Consider the following 15,102-nt stretch of genomic DNA (forward strand, 5'->3'; position numbering starts at 1 on the left):
ACTGAAGTTCTGGCCCTTTTTTTATGAACTATGATTAGTGCATCAGCTGTTCTATAGCTTCTGGCTTATTATGAATGGCGAACTTGTCGACTAAAGTGGCACTGGCCTGATTCAGCCCTATCACTTCTGCTTCTATTCCTGCTTTGCGGAATTTCAGTATCACCTTATCCAGCGAGCTTATGGCTGTGATATCCCAAAAATGTGCATGAGTTAAATCAATCTGCACCACACGAAGTGGCTCCTTAAAATCAAAAGCAGCGACAAAAGGTTCAGCAGAGGTAAAAAATACCTGCCCTGTCACCAGATAACGACGACTGCTGCCATCGGCAGAGAGTTCAGATTGAATTGCCAGTAACTGACCTACTTTATTGGCAAAAAATAACGCACTCATCAGTACACCCACAAAGACGCCATAAGCCAGATTGTGAGTAAAAACTACCACAAGCACAGTAATAATCATCACCAGGCTGGAGCTTTTAGGATTAGTGGTCAAATCCCGTACTGACTGCCAGTTAAAGGTGCCAATGGATACCATAATCATCACCGCAACCAAAGCAGCCATAGGGATCATGCCGACCCATTCACCTAGAAACACAGCAAAAATAAGCAGCAAGATGCCCGCCAATAAGGTAGACAAACGGGTGCGACCACCGGATTTGACGTTAATTACTGACTGGCCAATCATGGCACAACCCGCCATACCGCCTAATAAACCTGAACCTATATTGGCAATGCCCTGCCCTATACATTCGCGGTTTTTATTGCTGTTGGTATCGGTCATATCATCGACAATAGTGGCCGTCATTAACGACTCTAATATACCTACTAAGGCCAGACCTAAAGCATAAGGGAAAATAATTTGCAGAGTATCCATCGTCAGAGGCACATCTGGCCATAAGAAGATTGGCAGGCTATCAGGCAAAGCCCCCATATCCGACACAGTACGAACATCAATCTGGAAATACAGCGCAATGGAGGTTAAAACTACAATGCAGACCAGAGGTGAAGGCACTGTTTTTGTAACATAAGGAAACAGATAAATAATAGCTAAGCCCGCAGCTGTCATGGCGTAGACATGCCAGGTGACATTAGTTAGCTCAGGCAGTTGCGCCATAAAGATCAGAATAGCCAGCGCATTGACAAAACCTGTCACCACTGAACGCGAAACAAACCTCATCAGCTCACCCAGTTTGCATAAACCAAACAAAATTTGCAGCACACCGGTTAACAAAGTAGCCAGCAGTAAATACTGCAAACCATGTTCTTTCACCAAGGTAATCATCAACAGCGCCATAGCGCCAGTAGCGGCGGAAATCATCGCAGGACGGCCACCGGCAAAAGCGGTGATCACAGCGATAGCAAAGGAAGCGTATAAACCAACTTTAGGATCGACACCGGCAATGATAGAGAAGGCGATAGCTTCTGGAATAAGCGCCAGAGCAACCACTATGGCAGATAATACATCGCCACGAACATTAGACAGCCAGTGCTGCCGTATGGATTGAAACATCAGGAATTCCTTTGTAGTCGAGTCTTTATAAACGCATTTTTTCGGGCATAAAAGTTATAACGCTCCAGAATGCGTTTTCACTTTTATCGATAGAAAAACAGTTTAAGCACTACATCGGCGACAAAGTTCCTTACGCTAAGCAGGCCAGAGGCTGGAAAAAACGGCTATATTCTAGCCCAAAAGCCTTATAGCTGGAACCTTAATCTTCCGGGCAAGGATTTTTTGTCAGGGCAGTTGCTCAGGTAAAACCTCATCAGGCAGTGGATAAAAATGCGCACCTGCCCCTTTTTCTGCCAGCTTGTCTTGTGGATTACGCAATGGGCAATGCGTCATCGATAAACAACCACAGCCGATACACATGCTCAATTGGTCTCTTAAATCAGTCAGTTGAGCTATGCGCAAATCCAGCTCGGCTTTCCATTGTTCCGACATCTGTTGCCAGTGCTGTTGGTCGGCATGTTGACCTGGTGGCAAAACCGACAAGGCTTTGCCAATTTGTTCCAGCGGAATACCGGTGCGCTGCGCAACCTTAATAATCGCAACTCTGCGTAATACATCGCGCGAATAACGACGCTGATTCCCTGCATTACGTTGACTGTGGATCAGGCCTTTTTGCTCATAAAAATGCAAAGTAGCCACGGACACTCCACTACGTTTCGCCACTTCCCCAACAGATAACACAGTTTTCAGCGGCTTTTTTTGCTGCTCTCTGACTTCGTTTGTAGCTGCCATAAAAAAACTATTGACCTTAACCTAACTTGAGGTTTTAGCATAACCGCAATTTCATTCACAGGGGAAGTTTTTATGCTGGAGCATGCGGTTTATCCAATAGGATCGGGGTGCCAGTCTGATCAAGGCTGTGCACAGCAATTATTAAGTCGTTTGCAACGCGCCATCAATCAACGTAACTGGCCATTATTCAGGTCCTGTTTTACCGAGCAGGTCGTACTGGTCAATTTATTGGGGCAACGCCTGGCAGGACACGCAGAACTGGTACGTTATCAGCAGCAACTGATTGATATGCATCAGGACAGGGTCTGGATATATCAGTTACTGCATCTGCAACAACTGGATTTGGATACCTTTTTAATCAATGCGGAGCAGCAGTGGCAACACAGAGGACTACAACATAAAGTGGGCCTGTGCAGCACTCCGCTTTATGTGGTGACACGGCAAGGACGACAGTGGCGGATTTGCGCTGGTAATACACTTTAATCGATAAACGCTGCAGAACCTTTTTAATGAGCTTGTGTTGTTTCATCAGCTCGGGTCAGCCACTTGGTGAATCTTTTTATCTCCCTTTGTTTGTCAGTGACTTGTCAAACAAAGGGAGAAGAAAGGCCAGTTGCCTGTATTGCCAGAGGATCAGAGTCAGAACTTATGCTCTATACCCACGGCAAGGTAGTCGCTGTCCACTTTACTATCAAAATCAAAACTACTGTACCAGCCAAACAACTTGGTATTTTTACCTAATTTATAATCTGCGCCAACCGAGACGCCCTTGTCATCTTCCAAAGTCTGGTACTGAGCTTTCAGTTCCCACTGATGTAGCGTGTAAGCAATATTGGCCAGATAACCATCAAACTTTTCGCCGCTATCAACTTTTTCCTGCTGCTGTAACATGGCGCCTAATTTAAAGTCTGCCAATTTCACCTGCACGGTAGCGCGGCTGGCATCAAAGCCATTCATTTCGCTGTCCATCGCAATGGACGCATACCAGGTAGAGTCTTTTAAATTTTCATCACCGTAGACTACAGCATAACTCTGTGCATCTTTAGCATCAGCTTCATCTTCCATCACATGACTCAGCAGCAGCTTAAAACCCTGAAAAGATGGGGAGGTATAAGCGATAGAATTGCTCATACGGTTTTCGCCTTTCCATAAGGTTTTAATATCAGCTTCATAGTCACCAAATAAATCCAATTTGCCTTGTGACATTTTCAACGCTGTATCATGACGGCCCGCAGTTACAGTACCAAAGACCCCCTGCAAACCAATAAACTGGTTACGGGATTTAATATTTTTCTCGTTAGCCTCATCCGAAGGATCAACTTCCCACTCCAGTTGGTAAATCAGTGTCAACCCCTCCTCCAATCCGTAGTCACCCTTGATGCCAAAGCGGGAGGCATTACTTTTTAATTCGCCGAACGATCCTTCGCCCTCATCAGACTGTTGCGCTGAAACATTTATTTTTCCGTAGATTTCCCAGTCTTTAGCCTGGGCGGTAGTCACACAACTTAAAGCCAATGCACTACTTAATAAAGCTTTTGCAAACATGATTGTCCTTCTCGATGAAGAGGTTTGGGCTAAAAATTACTTTTTAGCTGGATAATAATCGGTGGATGCAAAAGCTCAGCTTCAGCATCAATTGTGTAATCGTCTGCCGCTGAGCTATTGAATATGACAATAAAGCTTCCGACACATGACGTTTCGGAGTCTATTTTATGACTTTATGATGACAGATTTATGACATGAATTAAGGAGCCTTAAGCTCCAGACATTCGCCTACTCTGCTGGCTTTATCAAAATCCAGCCCTTGTTGCAGTATCCTCGAGGCAGGACGCCACTCTGGATTCACCCAGCTTTTACTAAGTTTTTGATCCGGATACTGAATACCTGCCAGGTCAAGCAAACTATGAAACACACTGCTGGTCATCAGAGGTTGCTGACGACGCTGTTCAGCCAGCGCTTTTTTCTGAGGGTAGAGCAAATTATATGCATCGGAGGTCCAGAGAATAGAAGCCACTCTGTAGTCACGCTCGGTGTTATGACCGTGGCCACTCTTAGCACACTGGCCGTCAAAAATATTCTCACCATGATCCGACACAAAAAACAAACTGCTGACACTCTGACTTTTTTCCAGCTGCTTAATCAGGTTAAATAAAACAAAGTCAGTGTAGGCCACGCTATTGTCATAGGCATTATTCAGTAAAGCTCTGGATTTTTGATCATGCATGCTGATGAGCTGGCCTTTGCCAGACGGAGTAAATAAATCAAATGCCTCCGGATAGCGATCGGCATAACTAAAATGACTACCAAGAGTGTGTACGACAATAAATTGCTTCTGCTGGTTTTGTTGCAGTACACGTTCAAAGGCAGGTAATAATATGTCGTCGTAAAAGCCCTCTTTTTTATAGCCTACCGGGTTTAAATACTGCACCTGATCAGCTTCACTGGCATGCAAAGCGATAGAGGAATCATGCACGCCGAGCGGGCTTTGTGTGGAAAGCCAACTGGTGCTGAATCCCGCTTCTTTAAAGGCGGCAACCAAAGATGTTTCTGTCGGAAAATATCGCTGATCTGTAGCCGCTTTACGCGATAGGATCACAGGCACCGACATACGGGTCCAGGCCCATGGGCTGATCATGTCGGTAAAACTAACTACATTTTCAGTACCAGCCAAACGGGGTGTAGTGGCTCTGTTGTAACCATTGAGCTGCAAATGGTCCGGTCTTAAGGTTTCCCCTATCACCAGCACATAAATTTGTCGTTGCGCCGGTACATCAGTCTGACGGGCAGAAAACTTAAACAGAGCCGTACTTTCAGCCACATCAGCCACAGCTTGTTTTTGCTTAACAAATTCATTGATGGCCAGCAGCATATTCAGCGGATAAGTCGCATGAAACTTCTCATAGCTGTACGGCAAAGGCCGCTGTACAAAAATATTCTCTTCCGGGTTGGCACGCTGTTTCGCTTTATTAATTTGCTGATACTGCCATTCGTTCCAGCTCAGGCTCGCCAGCACACCGATGCAAATCAGCCAAATCACTGGCCTTACTCCACCTTCCCAGCGCCAGTTTCGCTGCCAGGCATTACGCACCAGATACCACCAGAGCGCCACAATCACCACAACAGCCAAAGCTAAAAATACACCTATGCCAGTCAAATAGCCCAAAGCTTCGTTCAGATCAGTTTCCGCCACTATAGCTATGGCATGAGCATCCGTATTTTTCTGATACGTCAGCAGATAAAACACTTCTTGCGGCACCAGCAAAGCCGCAGGGAGTAGCAACACCAAACCTGGCCATAAGGAACGGAATAGCGAAAGCACCAGCAAGTAACACCAAACCGCGGCAATAAGCTTCCATTGCAGATAAGGCACCAGCTCCTGTTCTGGCCATTGCACCAGCACAGGAGATAACAACAGCAGAGCAAAGATCACTAACCCAACAGCACGACACAACGAATGCAATAACGACTGGTTCACCAAAAAGCCTCCGGGCTCAAAACTCAGCTGGTCTGAAAAATTGGGATTCTGAGCGCATTTTGTAACTTTTACCAGACCTGTTAACAGAATCTCATGGGCACAGTGATGTCCGAATATTACTCCTCAGTTAATAGTGCAAATAACTCGGCTCTGTTGCGACCATTACGTTTGGCCATATACAGCGCTGAATCAGCCTGTAAATACAACTCCTCGAAGTTACTTTCGCCCTGCGTCAGGGCAATGCCGATAGATGTAGTCACACATAACTCGGCCATGCCGGCTTTAATTGGATAATCAGCCAGAATCACCCGTACCCGCTCCGCGACATGTAAAGCAGTGGACGGATCGGTTTCAGATAAAAACACGGCAAACTCTTCACCACCAATACGGCCAAAAATATCGTATTCACGCAGAGCTTTTTTGATTCGGTTAGCGGTAGCTTTTAACACTTCATCGCCGGCCTGATGGCCGTAGGTGTCATTCACTGATTTAAAAAAGTCCAAATCCAGCAGTAATAAAGCCGCTGGCTGATCCGTACGTTGACAACGCGCCAGTTCAGCTTCAACAGAATCAACAAAACAGCGACGATTGGCTACTTTGGTCAGCTCGTCTGTCAGCGCTAACTCACTTAAACTTTCAACCTTGCTGTACAGCTGATGCTCCAACACCTTCTGCTTGGTAATTTCTTTAGCCTGGATCAGCATTTCGCCGGAAGGAAGAATTTGCTCTGACATTAAAAACCAGCGGCCGTCGGTTAAATCCACTTCAAACAATCGAAACGGGTTTTGTCGCCTTTTTTGCTGAGCTTGCGCCAGCCACTCTTCAATATTGTCAGCCTCAAACCGCACACCTTTGCCTTCGCGAAAAGACAAGCGCATCAGATTATCGAAGGAGATCCCCAGTATATTCCGCTGGTCCTGATAAAAAATATCAGCAAAAGCCTGATTGCAGCCAAGCATCTCATCGTTGGCACTTAAAATCGCGTAACCATCGTTACAGACAGCTATAAATTCAAGTAGTTTTTGCTGAAACATCAGCTGAGAGAATGACATACCAACCTCTGCTGCAACATCTGTGTTTAAACACTAGCAGAGGGAATTAAGAGTGCCAGAGAAGATTGTAAACTTAAGCTTGATCAGAGGTTTAAATAAAAAAAGGACAACCAAGTGTCCTTTTTATCTGCGAACATCCATCAAAGTTCAGCACGCTTACCAGGCCAGGCACTAAGTACGGTTTCTGCAACCTGCTTTAATTCAGCACAGTTTGCACCACTGGTGGCTTGTATCGCCATCCCTTGTAACACTGCACCTATATAGCGTGCTAAAGCGGCAGGATCAGAGTCTTCAGGTAAATCGCCCTCGTTTTTAGCTCGTTGCAGACGCTCGCACAAAGCTGTTTCTCCGGCTCTGCGTTTAATAATCAATGCTTCTTTCACAAAAGCCGCAGACTCACTACAAGCCAAAGCCCCCTGCACTATGACACAACCTGGCGGGTTATCCGGATCAGCATTGGCACTGGCTGCACCACAGAGCATATGTTTCACCACTTCATAGGAAGTTGCATGCTCCAATGCAGGATAAAAAAACGCACAAGGGCGGTTTTCATAGAGCTCAATGGCTTTTAAAAATAACTGTTCTTTATTACCAAAGGCGGCATACAAGCTGGGTTTGTTAATGCCCATGGCTTCACATAAATCAGGTAAGGATGCACCTTCGTAACCTTTACGCCAGAAGACCTCTAATGCCTTTTGTAAGGCTTTTTCCATGTCAAAAGCGCGCGGGCGTCCCACTGTTGGCGCTGGTGTAACCGCTGATGCTGACATTTCAGACTCCGGATTAAAAACGATGCGCTAGCTTAAACTGCTTGGCAGCACATGTCCAGAAAGGAATACTTACCAAGCGGTACATTATTGTATATAATAGCAACTTATCTTGACAGACCAGTTGCCAGGCCTGCTTTTGACTCTGTCATTGTGAAATAGTTTTAGGCAATCCAAAGCGGTTTTTAGATATTAAGCAAAAACAAGGCTCGATTTATCCTGTATCCAGGTTAACAGCCCTTCCCGCAGTAGCTCCTGCTAGCCCATAAAACTTCGGCTTATAACCAAAGTTTTTTTGTTAAGTTCAAAAGACTCTAAATTATTTACCGAACGGTACAAAATAATGATTGACTCTGAACTGGACTTCTATATATTTACCGACCAGTACAAAACTAACAGATGAAACTAGTTTGTACAACAAAAGTTGAAACCAAATTTCTTTATTGATCGAACTGAACGAGGAACATGTCATGAGCAGCAACAGCACTATTCGTACCTTTGTATTGGGAAGCATCGCCGCCTTAGTGTTATCCGCTTGTGGCACTCCGGAAGCTGCGGCACCGGGCGCTATGGCAGCACCTGAAATTAATGTGGCAACAGTAGTACATGAAAAAATCACTGAATGGGATGAGTTCACTGGCCGTTTACAGGCGCCGGAAACTGTCACTTTAGTACCAAGGGTGTCAGGTTATATCGAGCAGGTCTATTTCACTGAAGGCGCTTTAGTCAAACAAGGCGACTTGCTGTTCCAGATTGATGCACGCCCTTTTGCTGCTGAAGTCGCGCGCTTAAAAGCTGAGTTAACCAATGCTGAAACCGCACAAAAGCTGGCGGATAACGATTACCGTCGTGCCGCAGCATTGAAAAAACAACGTGCTATCTCTGAAGAAGTATTAGATACCCGTTTAAGCCGCAAGCTGCAATCTGCTGCCACAGTAGCTTCTGTAAAAGCAGCCTTGCAACGTGCTGAACTGGACTTGTCTTTTACTCAGGTGAAAGCCCCTATTTCAGGCCGGGTTTCTTATGCACAAATCACAGCAGGTAACTTTGTTCAGGCCGGTAGCAGTCAACTGACGACCTTAGTCAGCACCAGCAAAATGTACGCTTACTTTGATGCTGACGAACAAACTTATCTGAAATATGTGCAACTGGCGGCTGAAGGCAACAGAGCAGAACAGCGCACTGCACACAACACGGTTTATATGGCTTTGGCTGGTGACAGCGACTTTGGTTATGTCGGCAGCATCGACTTTATCGACAACAGCATCAATGCCCAAACCGGTACTATCCGTGCCCGTGCGACCTTTGAAAACGTCGATAACAAATTAATTCCAGGTTTATTCGCCCGCTTAAAGCTGGTTGGCAGCAGTGCTTATCAGGGCATTTTGATCGACGACAAAGCCATAGGCACAGACTTAAATAACAAGTTTGTTCTGGTGGTGAATAACGAAAACCAACTGGAGTACCGCCCTGTCACTTTAGGTGAAAAGGTCAACGGCCTACGCATTATAAGTTCTGGTTTAAATGCCTCAGATCGGATCGTGGTAAACGGCCTGCAACGTGTTCGTCCATCCATGACCATTCAGCCTAAATTGGTAGAGATGGCAACAACAGAGCAGTTAACCAGTTTAAAAGCAGAACAACAGCAGTTAGAGCAGGACAGTAAGCAGGAGCTGACAGCTGCTGCAGAACAAGCTGCTTCTGTGCAACAAGCAGCTAACCAGGGTTAAGGAACGGATATGTTATCGCAATTTTTTATCAAAAGACCTATTTTTGCCGCTGTGCTGTCGCTGCTGATTTTTATCGGCGGCGCCATAGCCGTCTGGCAATTGCCTATCACTGAATATCCTGAAGTGGTACCTCCTACAGTGGTCGTCACAGCTAACTATCCGGGTGCTAACCCTAAAGTTATAGCGGACACAGTCGCATCCCCTTTAGAGCAGGAAATTAACGGTGTTGAAGACATGTTGTATATGTCTTCACAAGCGACTTCAGATGGCCGTATGACCTTAACCATTACTTTCGCTATAGGTACTGACGTTGATCGCGCTCAGACACAAGTGCAAAGTCGTGTCGACAGAGCAAAACCTCGTCTGCCGCAGGAAGTGCAACGTTTAGGCGTAGTGACTGAAAAATCATCACCGGATTTAACCATGGTGGTGCATTTAACCTCACCGGATGACAGATACGATATGTTGTATTTGTCGAACTATGCGGCGCTGAACGTCAAAGACGAATTAGCCCGTATTGATGGTGTGGGTGCAGTACGTTTATTTGGTGCCAGTGAATACAGCTTACGTATCTGGCTGGACCCGAATAAAGTTTCTGCCGTAGGTTTATCACCAGCCCAGGTATTGGCGGCTATCCGTGAACAAAACCAACAGGCTGCAGCCGGTTCTTTAGGTGCTCAGCCTGCAGGTGACAGCGATTTCCAAATCCTGATTAACGTCAAAGGCCGTTTAACCACAGAACAGGAATTTGCCGACATCATAGTGAAAGTGGGTGAAGACGGCGAAGTGACCCGTGTCCGTGATATAGGCCGGGTGGAGTTAGGTGCTCAGTCTTATGCGCTGCGCTCATTACTGAATAACAAAGATGCTGTGGCTATTCCAATTTTCCAGGCTTCAGGTTCAAACGCTATCCAGATTTCTGATGATGTCCGTGCCACTATGGCAGAGCTGTCGAAAGGTTTCCCTGAAGGATTAACTTACGACATCGTCTACGACCCGACTGTATTCGTGCGCGGTTCTATTGAAGCTGTAGTCAAAACTCTGCTGGAAGCTATATTGCTGGTAGTACTGGTGGTGGTGCTGTTCCTGCAAACCTGGCGTGCTTCTATTATTCCTTTAGTGGCAGTGCCTGTGTCTTTGGTCGGTACTTTTGCCTTTATGCATATGCTGGGCTTCTCGCTGAACGCTTTATCCTTATTCGGTCTGGTTTTGGCCATAGGTATAGTGGTCGATGACGCCATAGTGGTAGTCGAAAACGTCGAGCGGAATATTGCAGATGGCTTATCTCCAGTAGCCGCCACTCAAAAAGCCATGAAAGAAGTAACAGGCCCAATTGTTGCCACTACCTTGGTGTTGGCTGCTGTATTTATTCCTACCGCTTTTATGTCAGGTTTAACAGGTCAGTTTTATAAGCAATTTGCCTTAACTATCACTATTTCTACCTTTATCTCAGCGCTGAACTCCTTAACTTTAAGTCCGGCTTTATCGGCTTTGTTGTTAAAACCTCATGGCGCTAAACCAGACGGCTTAACCCGTGTGCTGAACAAAGCTTTTGGCAGCTGGTTATTTGATCCTTTTAACCGCCTGTTTAGCAAAGCCTCTAAAGGTTATGGTCTGATGGTGCGTAAAGTCATTCGTTTTGGCGGCATTATCGGCATTCTGTACATTGGCTTAGTTGGCTTAACAGCAGTGCAGTTCCAGCAAACACCTACAGGTTATGTGCCTGGTCAGGACAAGCAGTATTTAGTGGCCTTTGCTCAGTTACCGGACGCATCGTCTTTAGATCGTACCGAAGCTGTGATTAAAGAAATGTCCCGTATTGCGGCTGAACATCCGGGTGTGGCGAACTCTATCTCCTTCCCTGGCTTGTCGATCAACGGTTTTACCAACAGCCCAAGCGCAGGCATAGTCTTTGTGGGTCTGGATGACTTCGATAAAAGATCATCCCCAGAATTATCAGGCAATGCCATAGCTGCTGCCTTAAACCAGAAATTTGCCGGTATTCAGGACGCTTTTATCGCTATATTCCCGCCGCCACCAGTACAAGGTTTAGGCACAATAGGCGGTTTCCGTCTGCAAATTCAGGACAGAGCTAATCTGGGTTATGAAGAGCTGGCTGCTGTGTCTATGCAAGTAATGCAAAAAGCCTGGGCAACGCCTGAACTGGCCGGTGTGTTCTCCAGTTATCAGGTGAACGTACCGCAGCTTGACCTTGAGGTCGACCGTACCAAAGCCAAACAACAAGGCGTGAACCTGGACGAGATTTTTCAAACATTGCAGGTCTATATGGGCTCGGCTTATGTCAACGACTTCAACCAGTTTGGCCGGACTTATCAGGTAAATGTGCAGGCGGACGAGCAATTCCGTCAGGATCCTGAACAAATCCGTCAGTTGAAAGTGCGCAATAACGCCGGTGAAATGATCCCGTTGGGTTCCTTTATCAACGTGAAACATTCAGCTGGCCCTGACCGCGTTATGCACTACAACGGTTACACCACAGCTGAAATTAACGGTGGCCCTGCTGCAGGTTACAGCACTGGTGAAGCTCAGGCTGCCATTGAAAAAATTCTGGCTGAAACCTTACCTGTTGGCATGACCTACGAGTGGACAGAACTGACTTATCAGCAAATTCTGGCTGGCAATTCCGAACTCTTAGTGTTCCCGCTGGTAATACTGTTGGTATTTATGGTGCTGGCTGCTCAGTACGAAAGCTTAACTTTACCGCTGGCTATTATCCTGATTGTGCCTATGACCTTGTTGTCGGCCATGACAGGTGTCTGGATCTACGGTGGTGATAACAACATCTTCACTCAGATAGGCTTGATAGTACTGGTGGGGCTCGCGACGAAAAACGCCATCTTAATAGTCGAATTTGCCAAAGAGCTACAAGACCACGGCATGAAAACTATGGATGCCATTCTGGAAGCAGCCCGCTTACGTCTGCGTCCAATTTTAATGACCTCCATCGCCTTTATTATGGGTGTGGTGCCTATGGTGTTCTCCAGCGGAGCTGGTTCGGAAATGCGTCAGGCCATGGGGGTAGCTGTATTCGCCGGTATGATTGGCGTCACAATCTTCGGACTGATTTTAACACCACTGTTTTATTACGTTCTGGCTAAACGCCGTGACCGCCAACTGGCGCAGGCCCCTGTCGCAGCAATTGAGGACACTCATCATGCGTAAAACTATTCGCTTAACCGCTATCAGTATGGCTTTAGCATCGCTGTTATTTGGTTGTGCTTCGGTAGGGCCAAGTTATGCAGCGCCTGTAACAGCAAACCTGGTGCAACTGCCTGCTGAATACAAAGCAGCTGATAAAGCCCAAAGCTGGTGGCAGCAATTTAATGACCTGGTGCTGAGCCAACTGATAGAAAAAGCACTGCAGAATAACCAGACATTAGCTGCAGCAGAAGCCAACGTAAAACGTGCTTATGCCGCTTTTGAAGACAGCGACAATGATTATCTGCCGCGTGTGGATATCACCGCCAGTCAGCAAAACAATCAGGTACCAGACAGCGCAGCAGTAAACGCAGGACAAATTCAACGTCAGGCTAACTTAGGTGGAGCTTTGAGCTGGGATTTAGATTTGTTTGGCAAACTGCGACGCGCTGCGGAAGCTGCCAATGCCAGAGCACAAGGTGCTGAACTGGCATGGCAGGAAGCCAAAGTGCAATTGTTAGCCCAGGTAGCCGCCAGTTATGGCGACTACCGCGGCGCTGAACTGCGCCTGGCCGTGGCTGAACAAAACCTCGGCAATTTACGCCGCACCAAGCAGATTATTCTGGCGCGCCGTGATGCAGGTTTTGCCTCTGATCTGGAAATCAGCCGCATAGACGCGCAGATTTATCAGTTGCAAAGCTCGCTGCCGCAGTTTCAGTTTGCCAAAGCTCAGGCCAACGCCACCATAGCGGCTTTAGTAGCGCAGCCTGCAGAGCAATTTGTAGTTGCGACTAAAGCAGAGGCTTTGCCTGAACTGAACAAACCTTTGTCTTTTGCCAATCAGCATAACTATTTAAAGTTCAGAACTGATGTCGCTGTAGCAGAGCGCGAACTGGCAGCCAGTACCGCAGATATAGGTGTGGCTACAGCCGAGTTATACCCGGAAGTGTCTGTCAGTGGGTTTTTAGGTTTTATCTCAAGCCCTGGCCTGAGTCTTGGTTCCCAAAATGAAGCCTGGAGTATAGCGCCTAGTTTACGCTGGCAAGCGACAGAGCTGAGCTCTATTCAGGCCCGTATTCGTGGCGCTGAAGCAGAGCAGCAAATGGCCTTCGCCCGCTTTCAGCAAACGGTGTTTGATGCGCTGGCGCAAATGCAGACCTCATTGCAAGGTTACAGAACCAGCCGCGAGCAACAGCTAAGCGCGCAACAACAAGTGGCGGCCACTGAACAGGCAGTGCAACTGACTCGCGCTCAATATGAAGCTGGCACCACTGAGTTTCTGGACTTGCTGGACGCCGAACGTGAGTGGTTAGCAGCCCGCGATCAGCAAGCCGTGTTGTCTGCGCAAAGCTTCCAGCGTTTAGTCTCTATTTACCGGGCTTTTGCGGGTGGCATAGAACTGCAGCAAGACGCTCAGCAAGTGGCCTTAGTGCAAAACTAAAGCCGTGGAAGGCAGACTCCCTGCCTGTGTGAACGAGTAACTTTTGGGCGTCCGGTTAGTCCCATTTCCCAACGGACGCCCTTTTTTTTCACCAGCGACCACAATCCTTATTGCAGGTCTCGCCAATTTACCCTCCAGCAAAATAGCTGTGTCACTCCAATTTGCTTTGCTATAAGCTGATTGCAATCAAAGGCATGCCTCTTGCCTGACGGCTTCATTCTGGAGACTTCCATGAAACAACATCTGGTGGCACTCTCACTTCTTTCCGCATTATCAGCGTGCTCTGCACCACAACTCAGCGCACCTATCGCCACAGCCACTGTGCCTCAGCCCATTGATCCTATTGTTTGTGCAGACAATTCAGGTTGGGATGATCCTGCAACACCACGGCAGATTTTTGGTAATAGCTGGTACGTTGGCACTTGTGGCATCAGCGCTATTTTAATTACCTCACCACAAGGCCATGTGCTGATTGACAGTGGTACAGAAAAAGCAGCCCCTCAGGTAGCAGCCAATATCGAAGCACTTGGCTTTAAGCTGCAGGATGTACGTGTGTTATTAATGACGCATGAGCATCATGACCACAGTGGTGGTATGGCCTATTTACAACAGGTGACCAAAGCCCCTCTTTTTGCCAGGGCCCCTGCCGATTTGGTGATGCGTACAGGGAAAAGCAGCAGGAGCGACCCACAATTTTTAGAATCGCCAGCCATGGCTGCGGTCAGCAAAGTGACCACAATTCAGGATAACCAAAAAGTGACTACAGGCTCACTGGAGATACAGTCAATAGCTACACCAGGTCATACGCCGGGCAGCACCAGCTGGAGCTGGATTTCATGCGATGAAAAGCAATGCCTTAATATGGCCTACATTGACAGCCTGACCGCTATTTCAGACAACGAATACCGCTACAGCGACGATAACAGTCATCCGGGTTATCTGGCATCGTTTCGCACTGCACTAGAACAAATCAGCCTGTTACCCTGTGACATTTTGCTGACGCCTCATCCTGGTGCAAGCGCGACGTGGCAACGACTTGGTGCGGAGCCAAGCCAGCCTTTAGTCAATCGCAATGGCTGTCGTGACTATTCATCCAACGCCAGTAAGACGCTGGAGAAACGTCTGTCTGACGAAAACTCAGCTCGCTAGAGGCTGAGTTTGTGCCTGCTTCGACAGAGGCACTTTAAGTTCCTATTGATAACTATTCTTATCCGCATTATTATTGGCACCGTTTTG

Annotated in this window: 11 protein-coding genes; 5 read left to right on the forward strand and 6 right to left on the reverse strand. The window is 47.0% G+C overall.

Going from position 1 to position 15,102, the window contains the following annotated elements; all coding sequences use genetic code 11:
• Positions 1 to 34: 34 nt before the first annotated feature.
• Both EK374_RS16800 and soxR read right to left on the reverse strand, forming a co-directional pair.
• The gene (locus EK374_RS16800) at positions 35 to 1,510 is read right to left on the reverse strand and encodes a SulP family inorganic anion transporter (RefSeq protein WP_127025699.1); all 1,476 of its coding nucleotides are present in this window, start codon (positions 1,508 to 1,510) and stop codon (positions 35 to 37) included.
• A 225-nt stretch (positions 1,511 to 1,735) separates the two neighbouring features.
• Complete coding sequence (gene soxR, locus EK374_RS16805) at positions 1,736 to 2,242, reverse strand: redox-sensitive transcriptional activator SoxR (RefSeq protein ID WP_127025700.1); 507 nt, start codon at positions 2,240 to 2,242, stop codon at positions 1,736 to 1,738.
• A 72-nt stretch (positions 2,243 to 2,314) separates the two neighbouring features.
• Here soxR and EK374_RS16810 point away from each other — a divergent pair, with 72 nt between their 5' ends.
• Positions 2,315 to 2,725 (forward strand): DUF4440 domain-containing protein, encoded by a 411-nt coding sequence (locus tag EK374_RS16810; protein WP_127025701.1) that lies wholly within the window; start codon positions 2,315 to 2,317, stop codon positions 2,723 to 2,725.
• 156 nt (positions 2,726 to 2,881) lie between these two features.
• Here the strand turns inward: EK374_RS16810 and EK374_RS16815 are convergent, their stop codons facing one another.
• From EK374_RS16815 to EK374_RS16830, 4 genes are all read right to left on the reverse strand, one after another.
• On the reverse strand, positions 2,882 to 3,787 hold the full coding sequence (locus EK374_RS16815) for a porin (protein ID WP_127025702.1): 906 nt from the start codon (positions 3,785 to 3,787) through the stop codon (positions 2,882 to 2,884).
• 199 nt (positions 3,788 to 3,986) lie between these two features.
• Positions 3,987 to 5,717, reverse strand: coding sequence for a phosphoethanolamine transferase (locus tag EK374_RS16820; protein ID WP_127025703.1), 1,731 nt, complete (start codon positions 5,715 to 5,717; stop codon positions 3,987 to 3,989).
• 116 nt (positions 5,718 to 5,833) lie between these two features.
• Entirely contained in the window at positions 5,834 to 6,769 is a 936-nt protein-coding gene (locus EK374_RS16825) for a GGDEF domain-containing protein (RefSeq protein ID WP_127025704.1), read from the reverse strand.
• A gap of 140 nt (positions 6,770 to 6,909) precedes the next feature.
• Positions 6,910 to 7,539 (reverse strand): TetR/AcrR family transcriptional regulator, encoded by a 630-nt coding sequence (locus EK374_RS16830; protein WP_127025705.1) that lies wholly within the window; start codon positions 7,537 to 7,539, stop codon positions 6,910 to 6,912.
• Between the two features lie 467 nt (positions 7,540 to 8,006).
• On the opposite strand from EK374_RS16830, the gene EK374_RS16835 reads away from it, so the two are divergent.
• From EK374_RS16835 to bla, 4 genes are all read left to right on the forward strand, one after another.
• Positions 8,007 to 9,266: an efflux RND transporter periplasmic adaptor subunit gene (locus EK374_RS16835; RefSeq protein ID WP_127025706.1), complete on the forward strand. Its 1,260-nt coding sequence runs from the start codon at positions 8,007 to 8,009 to the stop codon at positions 9,264 to 9,266.
• 9 nt (positions 9,267 to 9,275) lie between these two features.
• Positions 9,276 to 12,449, forward strand: a complete 3,174-nt coding sequence (locus EK374_RS16840) for an efflux RND transporter permease subunit (protein WP_127025707.1) — start codon at positions 9,276 to 9,278, stop codon at positions 12,447 to 12,449.
• Positions 12,442 to 13,866: an efflux transporter outer membrane subunit gene (locus tag EK374_RS16845; RefSeq protein WP_127025708.1), complete on the forward strand. Its 1,425-nt coding sequence runs from the start codon at positions 12,442 to 12,444 to the stop codon at positions 13,864 to 13,866. Before EK374_RS16840 ends, EK374_RS16845 begins: the two co-directional genes overlap by 8 nt.
• A 231-nt stretch (positions 13,867 to 14,097) precedes the next feature.
• Positions 14,098 to 15,015 (forward strand): subclass B3 metallo-beta-lactamase, encoded by a 918-nt coding sequence (bla, locus tag EK374_RS16850; protein WP_127025709.1) that lies wholly within the window; start codon positions 14,098 to 14,100, stop codon positions 15,013 to 15,015.
• The last annotated feature ends 87 nt before the right edge of the window (positions 15,016 to 15,102 follow it).

Origin of the sequence: Rheinheimera mangrovi, assembly GCF_003990335.1 — a bacterium.
GTDB classification, from domain to species: Bacteria; Pseudomonadota; Gammaproteobacteria; order Enterobacterales; family Alteromonadaceae; genus Pararheinheimera; species Pararheinheimera mangrovi.

What these genes read in the sequence shown, in the direction of transcription:
- EK374_RS16800 (WP_127025699.1), bottom strand. Translation starts at nt 1,510, where the DNA reads ATGTTTCAATCCATACGGCAGCACTGGCTGTCTAATGTTCGTGGCGAT.
- soxR (WP_127025700.1), bottom strand. Translation starts at nt 2,242, where the DNA reads ATGGCAGCTACAAACGAAGTCAGAGAGCAGCAAAAAAAGCCGCTGAAA.
- EK374_RS16810 (WP_127025701.1), top strand. Translation starts at nt 2,315, where the DNA reads ATGCTGGAGCATGCGGTTTATCCAATAGGATCGGGGTGCCAGTCTGAT.
- EK374_RS16815 (WP_127025702.1), bottom strand. Translation starts at nt 3,787, where the DNA reads ATGTTTGCAAAAGCTTTATTAAGTAGTGCATTGGCTTTAAGTTGTGTG.
- EK374_RS16825 (WP_127025704.1), bottom strand. Translation starts at nt 6,769, where the DNA reads ATGTCATTCTCTCAGCTGATGTTTCAGCAAAAACTACTTGAATTTATA.
- EK374_RS16830 (WP_127025705.1), bottom strand. Translation starts at nt 7,539, where the DNA reads ATGTCAGCATCAGCGGTTACACCAGCGCCAACAGTGGGACGCCCGCGC.
- EK374_RS16835 (WP_127025706.1), top strand. Translation starts at nt 8,007, where the DNA reads ATGAGCAGCAACAGCACTATTCGTACCTTTGTATTGGGAAGCATCGCC.
- EK374_RS16840 (WP_127025707.1), top strand. Translation starts at nt 9,276, where the DNA reads ATGTTATCGCAATTTTTTATCAAAAGACCTATTTTTGCCGCTGTGCTG.
- EK374_RS16845 (WP_127025708.1), top strand. Translation starts at nt 12,442, where the DNA reads ATGCGTAAAACTATTCGCTTAACCGCTATCAGTATGGCTTTAGCATCG.
- bla (WP_127025709.1), top strand. Translation starts at nt 14,098, where the DNA reads ATGAAACAACATCTGGTGGCACTCTCACTTCTTTCCGCATTATCAGCG.